The sequence below is a fragment of the Haladaptatus salinisoli genome (genome assembly GCF_020614375.1).
GTDB classification, from domain to species: Archaea; Halobacteriota; Halobacteria; order Halobacteriales; family Haladaptataceae; genus Haladaptatus; species Haladaptatus salinisoli.
The window spans coordinates 58680-79190 of sequence record NZ_CP085333.1; the positions used below are offsets into that span (position 1 = coordinate 58680).

The 20511-nt window shown below is 49.6% G+C and carries 20 protein-coding genes; 14 read left to right on the forward strand and 6 right to left on the reverse strand.

Annotation, left to right across the window (positions count from 1 at the left end; all coding sequences use genetic code 11):
• The first annotated feature begins 74 nt into the window (after positions 1–74).
• From LIX00_RS24560 to LIX00_RS24585, 6 genes are all read left to right on the forward strand, one after another.
• On the forward strand, positions 75–1859 hold the full coding sequence (locus LIX00_RS24560; protein WP_227357575.1) for a hypothetical protein: 1785 nt from the start codon (positions 75–77) through the stop codon (positions 1857–1859).
• Positions 1860–3065: 1206 nt separating this feature from the next.
• Positions 3066–4256, forward strand: a complete 1191-nt coding sequence (locus LIX00_RS24565) for a sulfatase family protein (protein WP_255679380.1) — start codon at positions 3066–3068, stop codon at positions 4254–4256.
• The gene (locus LIX00_RS24570; RefSeq protein WP_227357577.1) at positions 4253–5644 is read left to right on the forward strand and encodes a sulfatase; all 1392 of its coding nucleotides are present in this window, start codon (positions 4253–4255) and stop codon (positions 5642–5644) included. The genes LIX00_RS24565 and LIX00_RS24570 overlap by 4 nt, the downstream gene beginning before the upstream one ends.
• 42 nt (positions 5645–5686) lie before the next feature.
• A complete protein-coding gene (locus tag LIX00_RS24575) occupies positions 5687–6148 on the forward strand; it encodes a dTDP-4-dehydrorhamnose 3,5-epimerase family protein (RefSeq protein ID WP_227357661.1) in 462 nt (153 codons plus the stop codon).
• A gap of 2 nt (positions 6149–6150) precedes the next feature.
• Positions 6151–7224: a glucose-1-phosphate thymidylyltransferase gene (locus LIX00_RS24580; protein WP_227357663.1), complete on the forward strand. Its 1074-nt coding sequence runs from the start codon at positions 6151–6153 to the stop codon at positions 7222–7224.
• A gap of 2 nt (positions 7225–7226) precedes the next feature.
• On the forward strand, positions 7227–7406 hold the full coding sequence (locus tag LIX00_RS24585) for a hypothetical protein (RefSeq protein WP_227357578.1): 180 nt from the start codon (positions 7227–7229) through the stop codon (positions 7404–7406).
• A gap of 3 nt (positions 7407–7409) precedes the next feature.
• Here the strand turns inward: LIX00_RS24585 and rfbD are convergent, their stop codons facing one another.
• Entirely contained in the window at positions 7410–8300 is an 891-nt protein-coding gene (gene rfbD, locus LIX00_RS24590; RefSeq protein ID WP_227357664.1) for a dTDP-4-dehydrorhamnose reductase, read from the reverse strand.
• Between the two features lie 54 nt (positions 8301–8354).
• Between rfbD and rfbB the strand changes: the two genes are divergently transcribed.
• From rfbB to LIX00_RS24605, 3 genes are all read left to right on the forward strand, one after another.
• Complete coding sequence (gene rfbB / locus LIX00_RS24595; RefSeq protein WP_227357579.1) at positions 8355–9287, forward strand: dTDP-glucose 4,6-dehydratase; 933 nt, start codon at positions 8355–8357, stop codon at positions 9285–9287.
• Positions 9284–9736, forward strand: a complete 453-nt coding sequence (locus LIX00_RS24600; protein ID WP_227357580.1) for an NUDIX domain-containing protein — start codon at positions 9284–9286, stop codon at positions 9734–9736. The genes rfbB and LIX00_RS24600 overlap by 4 nt, the downstream gene beginning before the upstream one ends.
• Before the next feature lie 594 nt (positions 9737–10330).
• Positions 10331–11665, forward strand: a complete 1335-nt coding sequence (locus LIX00_RS24605) for an outer membrane protein assembly factor BamB family protein (RefSeq protein ID WP_227357581.1) — start codon at positions 10331–10333, stop codon at positions 11663–11665.
• Positions 11666–12419: 754 nt separating this feature from the next.
• Here the strand turns inward: LIX00_RS24605 and LIX00_RS24610 are convergent.
• The 4 genes from LIX00_RS24610 to LIX00_RS24625 all read right to left on the reverse strand — a co-directional run bounded on the left by LIX00_RS24610 (position 12420) and on the right by LIX00_RS24625 (position 14521).
• Entirely contained in the window at positions 12420–12842 is a 423-nt protein-coding gene (locus LIX00_RS24610; RefSeq protein WP_227357582.1) for a type II toxin-antitoxin system VapC family toxin, read from the reverse strand.
• Positions 12842–13069 carry an AF_0619 family ribbon-helix-helix protein gene (locus tag LIX00_RS24615; RefSeq protein WP_227357583.1) on the reverse strand — a complete coding sequence of 76 codons (228 nt, stop codon included), beginning with the start codon at positions 13067–13069 and terminating at the stop codon, positions 12842–12844. Before LIX00_RS24615 ends, LIX00_RS24610 begins: the two co-directional genes overlap by 1 nt.
• A gap of 492 nt (positions 13070–13561) precedes the next feature.
• On the reverse strand, positions 13562–14149 hold the full coding sequence (locus LIX00_RS24620) for a metal-dependent hydrolase (RefSeq protein ID WP_227357584.1): 588 nt from the start codon (positions 14147–14149) through the stop codon (positions 13562–13564).
• 114 nt (positions 14150–14263) lie between these two features.
• The gene (locus LIX00_RS24625; RefSeq protein ID WP_227357585.1) at positions 14264–14521 is read right to left on the reverse strand and encodes a winged helix-turn-helix domain-containing protein; all 258 of its coding nucleotides are present in this window, start codon (positions 14519–14521) and stop codon (positions 14264–14266) included.
• Positions 14522–14869: 348 nt separating this feature from the next.
• Between LIX00_RS24625 and LIX00_RS24630 the strand changes: the two genes are divergently transcribed.
• From LIX00_RS24630 to LIX00_RS24650, 5 genes are all read left to right on the forward strand, one after another.
• Positions 14870–15271, forward strand: a complete 402-nt coding sequence (locus tag LIX00_RS24630; protein WP_227357586.1) for a hypothetical protein — start codon at positions 14870–14872, stop codon at positions 15269–15271.
• A gap of 236 nt (positions 15272–15507) precedes the next feature.
• A complete protein-coding gene (locus LIX00_RS24635; RefSeq protein WP_227357587.1) occupies positions 15508–15846 on the forward strand; it encodes a hypothetical protein in 339 nt (112 codons plus the stop codon).
• Complete coding sequence (locus LIX00_RS24640) at positions 15843–16736, forward strand: DUF8008 family protein (RefSeq protein WP_227357588.1); 894 nt, start codon at positions 15843–15845, stop codon at positions 16734–16736. Before LIX00_RS24635 ends, LIX00_RS24640 begins: the two co-directional genes overlap by 4 nt.
• 439 nt (positions 16737–17175) lie before the next feature.
• Positions 17176–17691, forward strand: coding sequence for a hypothetical protein (locus LIX00_RS24645; RefSeq protein WP_227357589.1), 516 nt, complete (start codon positions 17176–17178; stop codon positions 17689–17691).
• 245 nt (positions 17692–17936) lie between these two features.
• Complete coding sequence (locus LIX00_RS24650; RefSeq protein WP_227357590.1) at positions 17937–18698, forward strand: LamB/YcsF family protein; 762 nt, start codon at positions 17937–17939, stop codon at positions 18696–18698.
• 271 nt (positions 18699–18969) lie between these two features.
• Here LIX00_RS24650 and LIX00_RS24655 read toward each other — a convergent pair whose 3' ends face one another.
• A complete protein-coding gene (locus tag LIX00_RS24655) occupies positions 18970–20325 on the reverse strand; it encodes an acetyl-CoA carboxylase biotin carboxylase subunit (protein ID WP_227357591.1) in 1356 nt (451 codons plus the stop codon).
• Positions 20326–20511: the final 186 nt, after the last annotated feature.

A 20511-nucleotide genomic window follows, 5' to 3' on the forward strand; every position in this document is an offset into this window, starting at 1 on the left:
GTAATGGGAATGCCTTCAACGCTACGCCAGAGAATGTAATTAACGACTAAGGGACCACACAAGCACCCAATTTATTGACGCTAAACAATTCAATTTGGGACATATGGATTAAAAACGAAGCATTAATACCATTCCAACAAGTGGATGAGATAATGGAGCGGCGTTCAAAACTTGGACTCACTATTGCCGCATCAGGCTTCTCGGCAGGCATCCTCCACGCACACGCCGTAGGATCACTCTCCCCTGGCCTCCCACTTGGCACAACAATCGCCACTGTCGGCCTCCTCGTACTTGTTTGGAGCGAACAACTTTCCATTTCACTCTCTGCGATTGTCACCCTCGGCGCACTTTACCGCGTAGTAGCGTTCGCTATCCCACCAACCCTCCTCAATTTCGATCCTGATGCCCACGCTGTTCGTAGTCAGATCGTGCTACAAACGGGAAGTACAAAAGATCTAGTCGGAGTCTTCTACGGGACTGCTGCCGCGTTCGACGTGCATGGTGCACAGATTGCACTCCTTACTGGCCTGCCAATAGACGATGCCTATGTGTTCTACCCACTTGCGATTGGCGTCGGGATACCCCTTCTCGCACTGTTGGCCGTCAACGTCCTCTTTCGGAGTATCGACCTCCCCACGCACTCGAAACGGATTGGACTGGGTTGTGCGGCTATACTGGCAGTGGTTGAAGCTACCACGATTCAATACGGTGCAGCCCCTGTCCCAGTTGCGTATTCGGCTCTGTTCCTTGCTGCAATCGTCTTCACTATTGTTTCATTTCTGCCTCACCGCACGTGGGAATTTCTCACCGTTCTTGCACTCTTTTCCGCTGCACTACTAACGAGTGCAAAAGTGCCGTTATTGCTCTTTGTGGCCATTCTCTCGGTATGGGTGGTAGTCGACAGTGTGACATCTACTCAACACCCTTCGCCGAGACAAACACCGTTAACGTTCACATTACTCTTTGGGGTGCTTCTTGCACTCCAATGGATGTACATCACGGAATTTTTTTCATTCGGTGCCGGTGCCCTTGCAGTGTTGACGAAATTGGTCATCGGCGAAGCGGCGACCAGGACTCCCCCGGCGGCAACCCCGTACTCAAAAGGCCTCTTGGAAAAGTTACTCGGCCTTTCTAACATTCTCTCTCTTTTAGTAGCAGGTGGGATTGCATGGCTCTATATCGCAGCTACACGACTATCAAACGAGTCTGTCAAACCACTTCTCGCCGCAAGTGCGGTAACAGTGGCCTTCATTATTCCCAACCTTGTATTTGGTTCCGGGCCGGGATTCCAGCGTGTATTTGTGTACGCCGTCCCATTCGTTTGCGCTCTCATCCCTACTGCTTTACTCCTTGCCCTCAACGATAACCACCCCCGCCTACCAATCCCTTACATCCCTCAGGGAAGTGCGATAGTTTGCGGGGCTATCTTCCTCCTCGTCATTGCTAATCTTGGGTCGATGGGTGCAACACCTGACCGAGTTGGAGGCCACCGATTCTATCTCACACAATCGGAAGTTGAAGGTAAGCACTTCACTAATGCCCATATCTCCGACAACGTATATATGGACATGTATTACGGGGATGAAGTTGTCAACTTTCAGCGTGCGGCGCGTGGTCCAGAGTATCATCAATATACAGTACCCCACTCATGGGGTCGGCCACTGTTGAGCCAGGAATTATTGACGAGAAATCTAATAGCACAACAGTACTCGTATGTTGCCTACCGGCCGACTGTAGATGTTTACCGTCTCTCAGGAGGCAGGTATCGATTGATGTGGGACCCTGGAAACGTACTGGATAAACATTACTATAAGGTCTATAGTAGTGGTGGGTCGAATATCTACCGACGCCCTCAATAACACACGATTAGTATACTATATATAAAATTGCACATATTTAACAGTGGGCAAAAATGATTACACAGTATGTCTGAATGAATATATTTGACCGTAACGATACGATGGATTGCCACTCTTGGATCTTCACAGCCAGTATGTATCAAATAGCCAGATGGATTCGACGGAACTTGCTGCTAGTATATTGTATCAGTTCTCGACAGAATAAGTAGAGTCATTGGTTGATTATTACGTGTCAGAGCAGTCATGAGCCAGCGTTGCTTGGTTCAGCTATCTTGCTTGGTTTTTTGCAGTCATCGATTTCCGAACCATCATTAGAAGACCATTCTGAGCGAAAACCAAGTCGTAACCAACATACCTAATTTGACCCTTTATGTAGTTATCCATCGAATATACTAATCATAATCATGCTCCTTAACGATCTTCACTAGACGATATTGGGATGGAAAACCATTGCATTAATGTCGCTCTAGAACATGGCTCTGGAACTCTGATACAAATACATTCAAGTTTTTCTTACGACCAAATTCAAGACTGTTGTGTGCTATTAAATTGGAAAAGCGATGACTTCGAGAACATGTCATCGAATGGTCTTCTCGAGAGCGCGGTCAACGAGATCTTCAGCGGTGTTACTAAACTCTCCTATCAATTAAACTATAATGAAAATTCACTACTTCAGCCAACACTCCCAAGGACGGGGCAATTTGCACGGGTCAATGACTATGAGTAAAGCCTTTCATTGATATCTTTGTTGATTCTTTGAGTCGATAGTACCTATAGTGTTGTGACAGCATACCTGCTCTACGAGAATATCTATCACTCCCGGTCGATTCTAGGTTATTCATTAAATAAATTAAATATCTTATATATTGGCCAATCTGATTTCTGATCTCGGGTCTAGCGTGAGAACCCTAAATGATATGATTAATAAGTGGAAATCTGACTTTGTTCTCTTGATTTATCGGTAGATACATTATGCTCACCTATCTACCTTAACACATGCAGGATAATTCCGCGGCAATATCTGTTGCAAGAGGGGTACAACGAGTTATCCCGGATTCTCTCTTCCAGAGGCTCACAAATGAGTACACATCGTTATCTAACTGGGTAAGGTTCAAGCAACGTCAGAGGAAGGTGCCGTCAATTCCATCTCTAAATAAGGACGTCCTTTTCATCGTGGTCGATTGCTTAAGGGCAGATCATACGTCCATGGAATCTTATCAACGTGAAACAACACCATTCCTTAAGGATTTTGGAACCGGCTATGCGAATGCGGTGAGTGCCGCACCCTGGACGTTCCCGTCCGTTCCATCACTACTAACTGGCAAATACCCCCACGAACATGGAGCAACATTCACAGATAATTTTCGGAATTTTGATACAGGTAACCTCCCTGGAGCACTGGATGACAAAGTCTACACGCTTAGTGAATTATTCGCTGGTAGTGGGTATGACACATATTTTTCGTCGGCCATTGTAACTGCGTCACTACCGATCAATGGTCGCTTTGGACAAATCCATGTTAACCACAATGCTTCTGCAGAACGGATGATAAATGACTTCATGAATTGGTGGAAAAGCTGCGATAATAGGTTTGGTTACTTACATCTCGGCGATCTCCACCAACCACTTCATATTCCTGATAAACAACCGTTTGGTGTCATTGATGAGGGTTTAGAGAGCTTGATTGGTTGGGATTTCCGGAACGAATCGGAGTCTAATGGTGATTTTGAATACTATCGGGAGCAGAGAGTTAAACTATACGATACTATTCTAGCTGAGGTTGATAGACAGATTGAACGACTAATTGAGTTCCTCCGTACGCGTGATGAACTTGAAGAGACTATCGTGGTGGTGGTTGGCGACCATGGTGAAGAATTTTGGGAGCACGCTGCTCGGGAATACGAACAATATCATGATCCACGAGGATTCTATGGCGTTGGTCATGGACACAGTCTATTTGAACCGGCCATCCGGGTTCCACTTATTTTTCACTTCCCGTCGGAAATCTCTGATCTCCCCCAGCGCATATCAACAGTAGAGATCGCCCCTCGCATTCTGCGTGAAGCAATTGTTAGATCGGATAACGACGTCCTTCGCCATGTGGGGACGGATTTTGAGCCTGATTCTGATATTATACTTTCCGAGGGTATTGGATATGGCTACGACAAAAAATCTTTGTATAAAGGTGACTATAAACTCATCCATTCGATAAATGAGGAAGAAACCGATTTCTTGTTCGATCTCTCTGAAGATCCAAGCGAAAAAACCAACCTAAATGACACAGACAGAATAATTAAATTGATGAATTTACTCCCAAATAAGGCTAAGCATACTGGCGATGAAGTAAATGTAAATTCCGAGGCTCGTGATCGGTTGGAGGACTTAGGATACATATGACACAGTTATTCCGTCATCTTGAGCGTATAGCTGTTGACCGTGTTCCAGAAAGGATAAAACCATATCTACGAACAGTTCGCAACCGCATCAAAGATTCTCATAATACGGTCGAATATCATCGGCGTCTCAACGGCACACCACTTGTAGAGACTAACGGAAAGGACGTGATCATCGTTGTAGTAGACTGTTTAAGAGCTGATCATACCTCACTCCGTGACTATGAACGTGAAACGACCCCGTTTCTCTCTACATTAACAGGCCAGTATCCCCACGCCATATCTGCGGCTCCATGGACTTACTCATCGGTTTCGTCAATTCTCACAGGGCGTTATCCTCATAATCACGGTGCTCTTCCACAGGGAGAATTCCGGAACTTCGATGACAATGTCCCCCGAGAAATTGACGATGATGTCATGTTTCTCAGTGAATTGCTTGGCAACGCAGGATATGATACATTTGCACTCACATCCATTGGTTTCGCCGATATTGTTTCTCAGGGTCGGTTCCTAGATCGGCAGTACCGCCATGACGCTGACGCAACGACACTAGTAGATGAACTCCTTGAGTGGTGGCATAGCCATGAATCCCCCCGGTTTGCGTATCTTCATTTAGCCGATCTGCACGAGCCTTTATCCATACCCAACAACCAACCGTTTGGGCATATTGAAGAGGTAGACGGGCTTCAACGGTGGAATTTCCATAACTCCACAACCCCAACTGAAGAATTTCAGCATTATCATACGGAAAAAGTCAGGCTATACGATACATTAATCCGTTATGTGGACAACCAATTAGAGAGACTCTATGAAAATATTGGCTATGGTGATAACCGTCCGTTGGTTGTGATTACAGGTGATCACGGTGAGGAATTCTGGGAGCACGTTGATATCGAACGAAAGCATTTCGAAGACCCTCGCAATTATTATGGTATTGGCCATGGGCATGCGTTGTTTAATGAAATTGTGAACGTCCCATTAATCATTGATCACTCAGATATTGAAGAGTCATCGGATGATTGGGTGTCCCTTGTTGATATTGCACCAACAGTGCTTGATGCTCTTGGAGCAAATCCACAAAAGGAAATAGATGGCAGCAGTCTTTTTCTGGGTAATGAAAGCAAAGTCTATTCAGAAGCTGTTGGATATGGATATGAAAAAAAGATGGTGATTGAAGATGGTTATAAACTTATCCACGCTGAACAAGATGGTGTTGACCTACTCTATGATCTTGATATGGATGATACTGAAAAGCAACCGATTGATGATAAGAAACGCAAAGAAACGCTGCTAGAGCAAATTAGAAGTGTCGATGAAAAACAAGGTGGCAGTGAAATCAAGATAGACAAGGAATCAAAGGAGCATCTTCAGGATCTAGGTTACTTTGAGTAAGCACCAAAGATTATATTACCCTATCGCGTCAATCCGACAATGATGATTGAAGGCGTAAAAGTACATGATTTGCAGACAAATGCCGATGAGCGTGGCCACTTAGTCGAAATATTTCGCGAAGATTGGGAAATCTATGATCCTAATCCAGCTATGGCCTATTATTCCCTTAGTTATCCCGAAGTAATTAGAGCTTGGCACCGCCATACTCGTGGGCAAATAGACCACTTTGTTTGTCCATCTGGACGAATTAAGATTGGCATTTATGATGACCGAGAGGAGTCTTCTACTAACGGTGAAGTTAACAAATTTGTGATTGGAGAACATAATCAAAAAGCGGTCCGAATACCGGGCGAGTGTTGGCATGGCTTCAAAGTTATAGGAAATGAACAAGCTATTCTCATTAATTTCCCAACGAATATATATGATTACGAAGATCCTGATGAGGAACGTCTTCCACCGAATACAGACAAGATACCCATGGATTGGGAGCAGCAGTCCCACTAACAATGAAAGGGATAATTCTCTCAGGCGGGACTGGCTCACGCCTCCGCCCAATCACTCACACTGGGCCTAAACAGCTAGTTCCAGTCGCGAACAAACCCGTTCTTGAGTATGCAGTTAGTGATTTCAAAGAAGCAGGCATAAACGAGATCGGCGTCATCCTCGGCAACAAGGGTCGTGAGGAAATTCAGGAACTCCTCGGGGATGGGTCAAAACACGGTGTTGATATTACGTACATCGTCCAAGGAAATCCACTTGGGCTAGCGCATGCTGCTGGCTGCGCACGGGACTTCATCGGTAACGATGACTTCGTGATGTATCTCGGAGACAATATCCTGAAACAGGGGATCGCCGACCTCGTCGACAGCTTCGAAGCAGGCGGCTACGGAGCTGGCATTGCCCTCCAGGAGGTTGACAACCCTAAGCAATTCGGTATTGCAGATGTTGACGATAAAGGGAACGTTCAACGACTTGTCGAGAAGCCAGATAATCCACCGAGCAACCTTGCTCTCATCGGTATCTACGTATTCTCCCCTGCTTTATTCGACGCTATTGAACGTCTTGAACCCTCGTGGCGCGGTGAACTGGAAATCACAGATGCAATCCAGTACCTTCTCGAAGATGGCTATGAAATAGATTCCCACATCGTTGGTGGATGGTGGAAAGACACGGGGAAACCTGAGGATATCCTCGAGGCTAACCGCCTTGTACTCGAAGACAAGACCCTCAAATCGCGGGGAACTATCGAAAACGGAGCAGAGACTAGCGGTAAGATCGACCTTGCCAAATCTGCAATCATCGAAGCTGGAGCAGTCGTTCGTGGTCCAGTATCTATCGGTGACGGAACGACAATCAGGGATGGAACCTACGTTGGGCCGTATACGTCAATTGGTGAAAACTCAACGCTCGACGGCGTTCATATAGAGAACAGCGTCGTCATCGGAGATTCCGAAATCACGACTTCGAAAAAGATCGTCGACGGATTACTCGGCCGTGGTGCAAATATCGGGAGTGCAGATGAGTATCTGCCAGAAGGCCAACGCCTCGTTGTGGGCGAGAACTCCCAGCTCAAACTCTAATCATGCACATTATTACCTTTACCTGTCCAGAATGCAGCACAATCGTTGCGGCAAACGAACTTGAGAAGAACCGAGTGATGAAGTGCCCTGGATTGAACTGCCGGACTGTCCTTCGGTTTGAGGACCTTCCAGAGAACGAGCAAGAACATTTCTTGGAATATCGCGATCAGTACCAGATATAGAATCTAGAACACTGCATCTTCTATTTCGTTCAGTTCTGCTTCGAGGGTGGGCTGCAAACGGTTGAGCGACTCCTCAACCTTCGAGACGTCTAAACATGTGTAGGATGGCCGAGCGGCGGAGCGGTCGACATCGTCTTGAGATCCTTCGCTGAGGAGCTCCTCCTGAATGTTTAAGCGGTCACGGATCTGAGTTCCGAACTTGTATGGAGTTATGCACGAACGGCATGCAACGTGATAGAGTCCTGTCCGCTTAGCAGTAAGTAACTCGATTAGTGTTTTGGCAGCTTGCCCTGCACGGGTCGGCGTGATCCGTTGATCGGTGAACAACGGAGTTTGTTCGCCGTTTTTCAGTCGATTACGTACCCATGCGGGAAAACCTGTAAGCTCATTCGTATCGCCATGAATGCCATAGACGAAGGAAAGTCGTGTTATCAGTGTCTCTTTGTTTACGGCTATAACCTCTTTTTCGCCCTTGCGTTTCGAGCCACCATAGACTTGTAGCGGACTCGGGGTAGCGGCTTCGGTGTAGGGTGATGCAGTAGTCCCATCGAACACGTAGTCGGTCGAGACGTGAACAAAGTCGACATCATGTTTAGCGCAGCGCTCAGCGAGTGCTCTTGGTGCATCACAATTCACGGCATACGCCTGTTCAGAATTCTCCTCACAGGCGTCAACGTCCGTCATCGCCGCACAGTTAATAACAGCATCTGGTGTATAGTGGTTCAAAAGTTCGTCGAACTGTTGCGTGTTTTGGATGTCGAATTTGGTGAGTGGAATATCGAAACTGGGTTTTGTCGAGTGATATGTTCCCACAACATCGATATCCCGATCTTGACTAACCGTGACAACATTGCTGCCCAGAAGTCCGTTTGCGCCAACGACAAGCAACCGCATATTGGACAAATATCGATAGAAATGTAAATAAGTGCCGTTAGCTAGGTAACCAACATGCAGGTACTTGTCACGGGCGGTGCTGGATTCATTGGCTCCAACTTCGTGCATTATCTCCTCACCGAACGAAACGACATCGAGATCACGACACTTGATAAACTCACGTATGCCGGATCTCGCAACAACCTCGATGGTGTCTTGGATGATCTGCGCCATACCTTCATTGAGGGTGATATCTGTAATCGTGACCTCGTCGCAGATCTCGTTGCCGATGCTGATGTCGTCGTCAACTTTGCTGCCGAATCGCATGTTGACCGCTCCATCGAGGGGGCTCGCCCGTTCGTAGAGACGAATGTCACGGGCACCCAAACCCTTTTAGATGCAGCGAACGAGACGGACATCCAGCGTTTCTTGCAGATTTCCACGGACGAAGTGTATGGTCAAGTTCTTGACGGTAAGTTCTCCGAAGATGACAATCTTAACCCCCGAAATCCATACTCGGCGACGAAAGCAAGTGCTGACTTGCTTGCTCAAAGTTACGCAACGACACATGACCTTCCGGTCGTTATCACGCGAACATGTAACAACTTCGGGCCACGGCAGCATCCAGAGAAACTTATCCCAAAGTTCATTAGACGAGCAGCAGCAGGAAAGTCACTTCCCCTCTATGGAGACGGGTCCAATATTCGTGAATGGATCTACGTCGAAGATAACTGTCAAGCACTCGATCTTGTCCTTCAGGACGGCAACATAGGTGAGATATACAATATTGGCAGTGGACACGAACACACAAATTTCGAAGTGACGCAAACAATTCTCGACGCTGTTGACGCTGATGAGGACCTTATTGAGTTCGTCGATGATCGAGCAGGACACGACCAGCGATATGCCCTCGATACAACGAAGATAGAGAACCTTGGGTGGGAAGCAGAGTGGTCGTTTGAAGAGGGGCTCGAACAGACGGTTGATCACTACTTGACAGACAAATGAGCGAGAACAAACAACAGATTCCGGACAATGAATGGGCAACAATTGTCGAGAATGTTCCACTCGTCTCCGTTGATCTCGTCATTCGACACGACGGTGGAATCGTCCTCGGATTTCGCAAAAACGAACCTGCAAAAGGTGAGTGGTTCGTCCCAGGCGGAAGAGTTTTCAAAAACGAGAAACTCAATGATGCAGTCGCCCGCGTTGCGAAAGAAGAATTAGGGACGACGGTCACGATCGAACGTCAGTTAGGTGTCTACGAGCATTTCTATGAAACTTCAGAGGTTGCCGGGGTCGAGAGTAAACACTACCTTGCCAACGCGTTTCTGGTTAAGACGGATACCGATAAACTAGACACTGACGACCAACATGCCGAATTTCGAGTGTTCCACCCGCCATTTGATGAAGCCGTCCATCACCCCTATGTCCTCCGTTATCTTAATGAAATTTAAACAATATATTTAATGTGTAGTGAAATGGAGTGTTAAAAACCTACTGGCGATTCGGAAGGGATCGCTCGAATTTCGGTTGTCGCATGCCAGCCGATCTGTAAGCGGATTCAGAAAAGAGCAGCCCCATGAGTGGTCACACTGCCGACCATGATGGGCACCGATGCTCATCCTCCTGAGAATCAGCGACTACTGGTTTCACGTATCGTTTTATCTCGTTCTAAATACTCCTATTCCCAGTATATCAATAGGGAGATGGCGATAACGTTGCAACTTTTATATTTCTGATATTCGTAATACAGGAAAAGATAATATCAACATGTTAAAACAGTCCTTTATTTTTAATTTTATCACAGAAAGCTTATTAATGCGTGATCCCCACTATTCGATATGAACAAGACAAATCGACGAGATATTCTTAAATCAGTTGGGGTACTTGGCGCGACTCTTACGGTTGGGACACAATTTGCACCCTCAGTAAAAGGTACTAGTGTACCAAGTAACTCGTGGACGACATCTCGCGGAAATGCCGGACGAACGGGAGCAACTACTGATAATGGCCCTCGTTCGGACGTGACTACAGAGTGGTCGTTTGACATGGATGGTGGTATGCATACCACCGAACCGGTAGTCGACAATGGAATGTTCTATCTAGCTGTGTCGACGGCGCATACGCCCTCCGCCAGTAATGGCTATGTCGCCGCCTATGACGTGGCCGAACAAACCACGGTATGGAAACGCAAGAATATCGCGCGCCCTGGGACACCAACGATCGGCAATGGTACTATTTATTTCGCCACCTTTGGTTCTGAGGACGCCAACGGGACTGGGTTCTTCGCGCTCGATAGCTCCAACGGAGAAACAAAGTGGCACAAATCTGCATCGGCTGGCATATCAGATTCATTGTTTACAGACGGTCGGCTGTATGTCAATATGTCTGCAGGCGCTGCGCACCTCGATCCCAGTACTGGTGACGTTATTTGGTCAACTGAAGGGATCAATAGCAGTGCTTGCTACGCCGATGGAAAACTCTTCTATGCGGAAGGCATTGCGTTGAGCGCCGACGATGGGTCCGTCTTGTGGGATGTCTCTACGGATGAAGACCAACTCCAGTCAGCGACGAATGGGCTTGTCTACAGTGTGAAAACTGGTAACGCAGGACCCGCAGTTATGGCACGATCAGTAGACGATGGCAGCGTCGAGTGGTCGCACTCACTGAGTGTAGACGATTCGTTTTGGAATGCTACGCTCGCAGTTGCCAATGGACACGTCTTCTTCCGGGCTGGCAATTCAGTGCGGGCACTTGACGCAAAAACAGGAACCGAAGCATGGGTCCATGAGGTAGATGCAGAACTCACGAATGCTCCTGCAGTTGGTAATAATACACTCTATATTGCTGGGCGGACGACTCTCGACCAAGATGATGGGGATGCAGTGGTTACTGCAATAGATACGGCGTCCGGTGACCGCCAATGGGACTACTCATTCGGAAGTTGGAACTTTGACGAGTATGGTCCTGCTGCTAAAACGCCCGTCATCGCTGACGGACGAGTATACACTACCACATACCCAATGGGGTCGACCCTCGATTGGATGTATACTGAATACGCTGACTTCCACATCCTTGGTTCCAGCAGTAAACCAACGACAACGGACGGAAAAACGACTGAAACTACTACGAATACAACTTCAGAGACAAGTACAGTGAACGCAACTACTTCGAAATCGGCCCCAGGACAATCGACGACGCAAAAAACAACATCGAGTACAGAGATGAGTAAAACAACCACTACAAAGTCAACAACCGGAACAACAGGGACAGCTACTATGACAGCCTCCAATGGCCAGCCAGGTTTTGGAGTGCTTACTACAATTGGCGGACTCGCTGGTCTTGGTGCATATCTCCGTTCACGAGTCGAACGCAAAGAGTAATCTAACCTATATAAATTTCTCATAGCTTGGGGCAAACGCGGCATGCGATTCAAGCCAGTCTATTTCGCATTCATGGTTTGTATTGACAAGCTCGATCGATGTCGTGGGAGCATCTAGAATGCATAGTCGTAACTGAAAGCGTGAGATGGAAGGAAGCTAACCGGTGGTGCAAACACCAGTCTCGTGCTTTCGTCCCTGCAAGGAGACTGAAAAGATATCCACTAACGCAAACACGGTTCAAGTAAGTGTCAACGCACAGCTCACCAACTTTGACGATGGCGATATCTGCCCATCTGGAGAACCTGCGTGGTTCTATGACGGGCCGGACAATGATGTATTCGGGTGCTTTGGCTGTTTTCAAGTGGCGTAGACCGACGGATCAATGCGCGAGTGTCCGAAGTGCAGTGTCGAAGTCTTTTTTGCGACGCATAGTAGCCCCGAGGAGGTTTGCCTCTCCTGCGGATGCACAACAACCCCCGCCATCGTGCGGGATCATTACCAGCATGACAGTGGCACCAATGCGGACGATACGACAGACGATGAGCAGTAGCAAAGCGTCACGATCATCACGAGGGTCAGAACAGCGGAGCGCTGGCCACTGCCAAGCGGAGCGGACGGAAGCGACCCCTTGCGGGTCGACCCGTCGGCTGGCCCGCACAAGCGACGTCAGGAGCGAGAACGTGCGGCGGTGGCGGTGCAGTCAAGTACTTTCGTAAGTGCAGCATTCAGCTTGTTGATTGTCATCTGTAATTCATCACTCCTCGACGATTTCTTCGGCGGTTGCCACTGACACTGTCTCAGGAGCATGGTCAGCCATCCCACCATCTTCGGTCACAAGCAGTGTGTTCGTCTCCTTTGCGGCGGTGATATATGCGGCATCATAGTAGGTGACTCCCTCATCCCAAGCCATATCGAAGACCGTTGTTGCCCCGACGTCCGAGAGTGACAGTACTAGCATTTCCTCTCGAATGGAATCAAGGTAGTCGACAGTGTCGGTCGCATCCTCACGACTCACGAGTTGCTGTGCTGCCGAATCATTCCAGAAGCTATTCCCCGCCTCGTAGAACGCGAGATCGAGTGTATACTGGCTGAATGCCGCAGCTGCGGCGCCATCACCGTGCCTGATGAGTTCAACGAGACTACTTGCGTCGAACAGCCGGGATTTGTCGGGCGCCACTATCGGGACTCTCGATCTTCGCGGATGTTTTCGACGACGCGTTCGGTCTCGATTTGATCCCCGATTCGCTGACTGAGTTCATCGCCCCGTTTGATGAGTTCGTTCCGGCGTTGGCGGCGCACTTCAGCTTCGAGCGCATCACGGACGATTTCGCTGACGTTGATGTCGTACTCGTCCATGTCGGCTTTCAACTCGTCCGGAACACGGGCGGTAACCGTAGGTGACATACAATTCTGTATTACGATATAGTAACACATAAACCTTCTTCAGACGTGCTTGTTCTCGACGCCCGTGGACCTTGCCATCCTTCCCGCCGTAAACGGCGAGGTTTGAGTGCCCTGCACTCTAGATCATAATCTCGCAAAAAGCGATGGAAATCCAGGATCCCTTGAAGCCGTGGATCACCTAAATTTCGAGGCAGAGGCCCATCCTCTACGGAGTGAGCGAAGCGAACGAATTGGGGTAGAGCCGGCAATTGCTCGCCGTACCACGTTCTCAGGCAAGCCAACTCCTGAATGCTAATAATACACTCTTCCGTCTGTGATGGTACGATGGAGGTCAAACGAACCATCCCCGTTAAACTCGATGTACCCGACGAGCGACGCCACCCGCGACACGATGCTCACCACCTACGTCGAAGATGAGTTCCGAGACCATCGCCTGATTATTGCCGAGTAACACCGCATAGAGGGTAACAGTCACCAGACGGCGTTAGTCGGTCATTGTTCAGTCTCTCGTCCTTGACGAAAATGCTTGTGTACTCGTTGTTGAATCTCCATAGCTCCCGGCATCCCAGTGCGAATCCAGACGGCGACGGCCACGCCAAAGAGCACAAGTTGAGTTATCATGTAGGGATCGAGCGTCAGCGCCACAAAGTGCTCGTAAAAGGAGCTATCGTGGGGGTACGGCGGTGACGGCAGCAGCGGCCAGAGAAGATATGTCGTCCACTTCAGCTGGCTCAAATCTCCAGTTAAGACGCCAAACACCACTCCTGGGCCGAGATCAACGATACTATGCGAGAGATATCCGATGCCGAACGCGATGGCTCCCTCCTTAGAATCTAACCGTTGGCCGATCCAGTAAACAATCCCGATAATCAGTGTAGCGGTAATGAGTGAGTGGGCGAACGATCGTCCAGACGGAAGTATCGTCGTACTCCACGCGAGTGGCTTATCAATAAGGTCGGGAAATTGAGTGCCGACGGCGACGGCGACCAATGTGAAAAGCGTTTGTTCACCCTCGCTGCGTAATTTAATTGCGGCAACGTAACAGAGATAGCCGACAGCGAGATGTCCCCATGGCCACATTAGTGGTGGTTCTTTGGCGAGGCATTGTGGCTCTTTTCATCGGACGGCTCTAGAGGATCTTTACTATCAATCTGGACTCGTCATGGGAAACTACCATAATCTCATAGAGTTTTCTTATCCGTGTTCCAAATCCTCTGCTTCGAGGTCACCTGCGAGATATTTTCGGCCTTTGTCGCTTATCGCATAGTAGCCTTCTTTTTCCTTCTCTTTCTCAACTAATCTATGCGCTTCTAAAAGTTGAAGACGACGTCGAACAGTGGAATAGCCGATACTATATCCACTCCGTTCCAAATTATAATGTAACGGTGCTGGAGGAAGTGACACATCTTTCTCGTGGAGGTATTCTAGAATGGAGTCATCATTACCAGTCATCCACGAGACTCGAGGCCGCATATCGCGACAGAGAGGAACCGTTTGTTTAATCACATCGATGTGTACCATTCTTAGCACAAATAAGCTTACTATGAGCGTATATGCGCTAACTTTTTAGACCTACACCCTCATAGTGATACCAACGGCTGCTCGATGGGCCCGTAAGTCCGGTAAAATCTATACGGACGCGTGCTTGCATCACGCGCCCGTCGTGCGGTCGTTTGAGGAACCGCATGTCCATCTACACACACACGGGACAAAAGTGTCCCGTCCGAGAGCTGCAGCACCCGCCAACCACCACCAACACACAAAGCCTCGTTTTTCACACTCGTGGAGAGGTGAGGCTCAATGACTGACCACTCACCACACAGCGAAGTCATCCTCTCACTCGAAGCAACTGACCTCATCCAGGTCACCACCAAGCGCACACTCACTGGTGTTATCTACAACGACGAACACACCAACTCGATACACAGCCACCGCGGCCCAGAACCTGGCCACTACACACTGCTGTTCGCCGCCCCCAGCAACGATCTGTATCGTCTCACCTGCACCTATTACATTGCTTACGACCACACCCAGCACCAGCTTGACCGCTACGAATTCACTTCCACCGGGAAGTACGCCCGGGGACGAACGCATGCCACCATCGAGACCGTCACACGCCCCAACGACAACCACGCCACAAGCGAGTATGACGGCCATGAGTCGACCGATGCCACCGACGCACAGCATGGGGGTGACCGATGAGCCAGCACTGCACTGTGATGGCCACAGCGCCGCAGCCCGCCTGCCCGACACGGCTCCGGAACCCAAGCACCTCATGGTGCACCACGCCACTCTCCGCCGGCCTACTCACGCTCTACACACCCCGTATACATTGTGTCCCCGACGAGAGGGTCGGTGTCGAGACAGTCATCCAAAGCCGTAATGGAGTTATCCTCCATCGCCCGAAGATAGCGGAACCGGTGAAGGGGGCCTGACCGATGACGGACGACCAGATCGCAACCGTCCTCGGGTTTGAGCGTACTGCCCCAATCCAGATCCGCACAGAGCTATACACCATCACAGGCGTCATTTACCACTGTGATCACCGTGAGCCAGCATTGACGTTTCGTGGCCCAGAACCCGGCGAGTGCACACTGTTCGTGGTCACAGCCCATAACGACCGCTACCGCCTGCAATACACCTACTACGACGAAATAGATCACACCAACATCAGCCTCGACCAGTACAGATACATTTCCGATGGCCAGTACAGCTGGTTTCGTACTAGCGTTTCTGTCGAGGCCATTATCGGCCAAAAAGAGGGTGACCACTTGTGACGACCGACTGCCTCACCATCGCCGAGGGCGACGTCTCGGTCAGCGAGCTGGCTGCACAGGTCCAAGCACTCACCAGCCGTATCGACGAACTCGAACAGGACATTGCTAAAAAAGACGAACAAATCGCTGCTCTCCGTGCGAACCTCGATCAGAAAGGTACCCAAATCCAGGAGCTCGAGCAGCGCATAGAGGAGATAGAAACCACTGCAACTGAGGCGAAAGCCCATCGGGAGGCAATTGCCCGCAAGACGCAGGCATGCGATGATCGGGTCGACGAACTGCAAGCACGCGAACTCGAGAAAGGCGCGCATCTCTGTGCCGAGCATGTCGAACACGATCGGATCACCGTCGAGGGAAGCACACTCGAACGGATTACAAAAGACGACGGCAAGACCTATGTCCGACTTCCTGGAGAGGACGACGCCCTCGATCGAGGCGGCGCAGTCGCACATTCGACGGCGGATCTCTTACCGATCCAACGGTTGGCCCGTTATGACGACGAGATGCTCGCATCAGTGACCAACCGTAAACCCGACGAACTGGCGGGCAAGGCATGGCGCGAACGCGACGATGCTGACCGCTATTCATTATGGTCCAAGGGCAGTAGCGAGATTCGTGTCTACGTAGATGCCTCCGACCTTGCCGAGTGGATTCGCCTCAACGAGTCCGGTATCAGCAAGAAATACAGCCAAGAGCTTGCACGCCGGACAATGGATGCAATGCTCGAGTTATCGAAGGGACGTCTTGGGAAGATCAAACGCCAGCGATCCAAAGACGGCCTACGGTATCACGAGAATCGCCTCGTGTTGAAGACGGATGTTGATCTCCCTGGAGAAGTCACCACGAGCATGGACACTGACCCGGCCACGGACGCGGTGGTCGGAGAGTAACGTGGCCGGGACAAGTGTATGCCCGAGAGGGCGACATCTCTACATGAGTTCCCATCCGAACGCGGAATTGGACGCCCCGAAGTAACAACAATTCGGGGCTGACGCGGGACGACTACTCGTGAGTACGGCAGGTGTATCGGCACCTATCGGCTACAAACCAGCGGGTGGGGGAAAGATGGAACTGACCACCGCGTTTGTGGTCGGAGAGAAGTCGAATACTAGCATACTGAGTAGCGTTCTCTCTGCCGAGTGAACCACGTTGCAGGAGTAATTTCGGCGACCGATGCATTCGCTAGTCTACAAACTAATCGATAACCGAAAATGGCATTCAGGCGGGATAATCTCGACGATCGTAATATGATGAAAACAGTTCGAACTTCGCGGGATAGTACATAGAAACGGCCGAATAACAATGACCCAAGCGTGAGTGGCCAACATGATGAGACGCGACTCAAATGCAACGCAGAGTACACGTCGAACGTTTCTCCAAAGAAGTGCCGTTGGTCTTGTAACGGCAAGCGCCATCGGAAGTGCACAAGCCACTGAAACACCCAGACTCGATGAAGACATCCTCCGAACAGGAAACGCGTGGACAGACCCTACCGGGGTGACAATCTGTGGGACACTAACGGACTTTCTGGATGAAGACTACGTTTGGGCGGGTATTCTTTATAAGAAGAAGGGCACGATGAGCGGAAGTTACGGTGAAGAAATCAAACTCTGGAATCCAAGAAAAAGGCCAACAAAGGCAGGGCAGACAGACCAACATGGGCCGACGTTTACGCTGACATTCGAATACGGAAAGGAGGGCGTCACGCGAGAAAGTGAGGAATGGCGGCTTCAGCCTGGAAATACATACACGTACCACGCGACCGTTAGAATTCCAGAACAGATCGGATTCAAAGGAATTTCGGGGAGTGATCGAGAGTTCACCATTCCACAGCAAGAGCAATAATTTACTCTAGTGACATTCCCTCGCGCTAAAACGGAGATCCTGTATCGGAAGTGTATGACTCATACGCAAACTACGGAAACCATGGAGAAATACGTTACTTGCCAGATTATCACTTCTCAAGGCTTCAGCGCGCAGAATTAGTCTTGTTCTCGATCGGATCTGTGCGTTAGTATAGGCTACTAACGAACCGACCAGCACCACTGGATGACCGAAGATATTTCTCTTTCTCCGGCTACGTATCCACCATGGTAACAATCGACATCAACTGTGATATGGGAGAAAGCTTTGGAAACTGGAAGATGGGGCGGGATGATGAAGTGATGCCGTACATCACCTCCGCCAACATCGCAGGGGGGTACCACGCGGGCGATCCGCATGTAATGAACGACACCGTTGCCCTCGCTGTCGAACGGAACGTTGGCATCGGTATTCACCCAGGCCTTCCGGACAAAATGGGGTTTGGGCGACGAACGATGGATGCAAGTCCTAGTGAGATTCAGGATTACGTTATCTATCAGTTAGGAGCGCTCCAAGCGTTTGCTGAGCAACACGGAGCAACGGTGCAACACGTCAAACCGCATGGTGCAATGTACTCGATGCTCTCTGAGAGCAACGATCACGCTCGCGCAGTGATGGAAGGGATTCTTAATGTGAACGAGGATCTCATCTATCTCGCGACAGATATGAATATCTACGAGGTTGCACAGGAGTATGATGAGCTTCGTTCAGTCTTCGAGGGATACGTCGATCTAACTTATCGGCCAGATCGAAGCCTGATTGTCGAGCAGCAAATGGAACCGAAAGACCCAGATCTTATCGCCCAACGGTTCCTTGATATCGCACTCGATGGTGAGGTCGAAGCCGAAAACGGGGAAATGATCGATGTTCCTGCCCAGAGTATCTGTATTCATGGCGATGGCCCAAACGCCGTCGAACTCCTCGAAACGATTCATGAGCAGGTTAATGAACACGATATCCAACTCGTATCACTGACCGAAATCGCGTAGGAGCATATGGGATAGAACTGCTTTCAGGCGCTAAGTTCACTTCCTCACGGAACATGCCGCGTCAGCGGTGAGCAAGTAGGATGGGGTAGTTCACTCACCATCAAATCCCACGTGATCGCTTTACCTGAGCAGTTCGGAGCAGGACGCTCCGAATCAACGCCTGCGAAGACTTCGATCCCTACTGATATCGTTGTATCTGCAACGTGCGTTGTCGAAACAGCAAGCTTCGTCCTTAGTGAGGCCATCAGGCCGAGCAGGGCGGGGTAGTTCACTACTCATCTTCTGAAGGCATGCTGAACACCTCGTCGACGTACTTCGTCGAATATTCACCATTGTTGAAAGCATCGTCGTTGAGCATCGCCAAATGGAATGGAATAGTTGAGGGAATCCCCCTGATTTCTGCTTCTTGAAGCACTCGCTTTCCTCGTCGGAGAAGTTGTGTTCGATCTTCTCCGGAGACTATGAATTTGGCGATGAGGGAATCGTAATGCGGGCTAATGATGTCTCCTTGGTCAATTCCGTCGTCAACACGAGTTCCGATTCCGCGAGGCGGATGATAACGCTCGACCGTTCCTGGCATCGGAGCGAACTCCTCGTGTGGGTCTTCTGCATTAATTCGGAACTCCATCGCGGCGCCGTGTGTTTGAAGCTCCTCTTGGTCAACCGATAGTGTCTCTCCTGCAGCGATTTTGAGTTGCCATTGGACGAGATCGAGTCCGGTGACGATCTCGGAGATGGGGTGCTCGACTTGGATTCGGGCATTCACTTCCAGGAAATAGAACTCGCCATCCTCATAGAGGAACTCTACTGTCCCAGCATTGACGTACCCTGCCTCGTCGGCACCGCGACGGGCAGCACGTCGAATCTGCTCTCGCTCTTGCTCGGTCAGTGCTGGACTTGGTGTCTCTTCAATGAGCTTCTGTTGTCGCCGTTGAATACTACAGTCGCGTTCCCCGAGATCTAGGACGTTTCCGTGTTTATCACAGAGGATTTGGACTTCGATGTGACGCGGCTGTTCTAGAAAGCGCTCGACATAGACGTTTGAGTTGTCAAAATACGCGTCTCCTTCCCGCTGAGCACTCGTGAACTGTTCTTCAATATTCTGTTCTTCATGAACAACTTTGAGTCCACGACCGCCACCGCCACCGTCTGCTTTGATCGCAATCGGATATCCGTGTTCGTCGGCAAATCGTTGTATCTCTTCGACATCGGAGACTGGTTCTGTGGTGCCAGGAACAATCGGGACATCGGCCTGTTGCATAATCGCCCGCGCTTTCGTTTTCTCGCCAAACCGCTCCATGACGTCGCTTGGAGGGCCAACCCAAACGAAATCACTGTCTTCGACCGCAGTTGCGAACGACGTACTCTCAGCGAGAAATCCATATCCTGGATGGATTGCATCGACATTTGTGTTGCGTGCAGCAGCGAGCAAGGATTCCGAATTCAAATAACTCTCACGAGCAACTGACGGCCCAATATGATACGCAGTATCGGCGAGTCGTACGTGACGTGCATTCTCGTCGGCATCGCTATAGACTGCCACTGATTCAACGCCGAGTTCGCGGCAGGCCTGTATAATGCGGACGGCGATTTCACCCCGATTAGCGATCAATACTCGATCAAACATCGTCTCTAGCTGAATCGAGAGCCTGGCATATAATACCGAAGTTCAACCTACCGTCGTCTGCCATACGGACAGCTGTCCGTGACGGTTGTTGGTTTCAATCGTGAAATCGCCTGCTCGTCAAACTTGTAGGTGGTCGATTGCTCATACAATCACACCCGAAGAACAATCGGCGATAAGTATACGTTT

Excerpts from the sequence above, each read along its gene's own strand:
- LIX00_RS24655 (WP_227357591.1), bottom strand. The coding sequence starts at position 20,325 with ATGTTTGATCGAGTATTGATCGCTAATCGGGGTGAAATCGCCGTCCGC.
- rfbD (WP_227357664.1), bottom strand. The coding sequence starts at position 8,300 with ATGCGGTTGCTTGTCGTTGGCGCAAACGGACTTCTGGGCAGCAATGTT.
- LIX00_RS24575 (WP_227357661.1), top strand. The coding sequence starts at position 5,687 with ATGATTGAAGGCGTAAAAGTACATGATTTGCAGACAAATGCCGATGAG.
- LIX00_RS24645 (WP_227357589.1), top strand. The coding sequence starts at position 17,176 with ATGAGACGCGACTCAAATGCAACGCAGAGTACACGTCGAACGTTTCTC.
- LIX00_RS24635 (WP_227357587.1), top strand. The coding sequence starts at position 15,508 with ATGACGGACGACCAGATCGCAACCGTCCTCGGGTTTGAGCGTACTGCC.
- LIX00_RS24620 (WP_227357584.1), bottom strand. The coding sequence starts at position 14,149 with ATGTGGCCATGGGGACATCTCGCTGTCGGCTATCTCTGTTACGTTGCC.
- LIX00_RS24580 (WP_227357663.1), top strand. The coding sequence starts at position 6,151 with ATGAAAGGGATAATTCTCTCAGGCGGGACTGGCTCACGCCTCCGCCCA.
- LIX00_RS24630 (WP_227357586.1), top strand. The coding sequence starts at position 14,870 with ATGACTGACCACTCACCACACAGCGAAGTCATCCTCTCACTCGAAGCA.
- LIX00_RS24615 (WP_227357583.1), bottom strand. The coding sequence starts at position 13,069 with ATGTCACCTACGGTTACCGCCCGTGTTCCGGACGAGTTGAAAGCCGAC.
- LIX00_RS24600 (WP_227357580.1), top strand. The coding sequence starts at position 9,284 with ATGAGCGAGAACAAACAACAGATTCCGGACAATGAATGGGCAACAATT.
- LIX00_RS24605 (WP_227357581.1), top strand. The coding sequence starts at position 10,331 with ATGGATGGTGGTATGCATACCACCGAACCGGTAGTCGACAATGGAATG.
- LIX00_RS24565 (WP_255679380.1), top strand. The coding sequence starts at position 3,066 with ATGGAATCTTATCAACGTGAAACAACACCATTCCTTAAGGATTTTGGA.
- LIX00_RS24650 (WP_227357590.1), top strand. The coding sequence starts at position 17,937 with ATGGTAACAATCGACATCAACTGTGATATGGGAGAAAGCTTTGGAAAC.
- LIX00_RS24625 (WP_227357585.1), bottom strand. The coding sequence starts at position 14,521 with ATGACTGGTAATGATGACTCCATTCTAGAATACCTCCACGAGAAAGAT.
- rfbB (WP_227357579.1), top strand. The coding sequence starts at position 8,355 with ATGCAGGTACTTGTCACGGGCGGTGCTGGATTCATTGGCTCCAACTTC.
- LIX00_RS24570 (WP_227357577.1), top strand. The coding sequence starts at position 4,253 with ATGACACAGTTATTCCGTCATCTTGAGCGTATAGCTGTTGACCGTGTT.
- LIX00_RS24585 (WP_227357578.1), top strand. The coding sequence starts at position 7,227 with ATGCACATTATTACCTTTACCTGTCCAGAATGCAGCACAATCGTTGCG.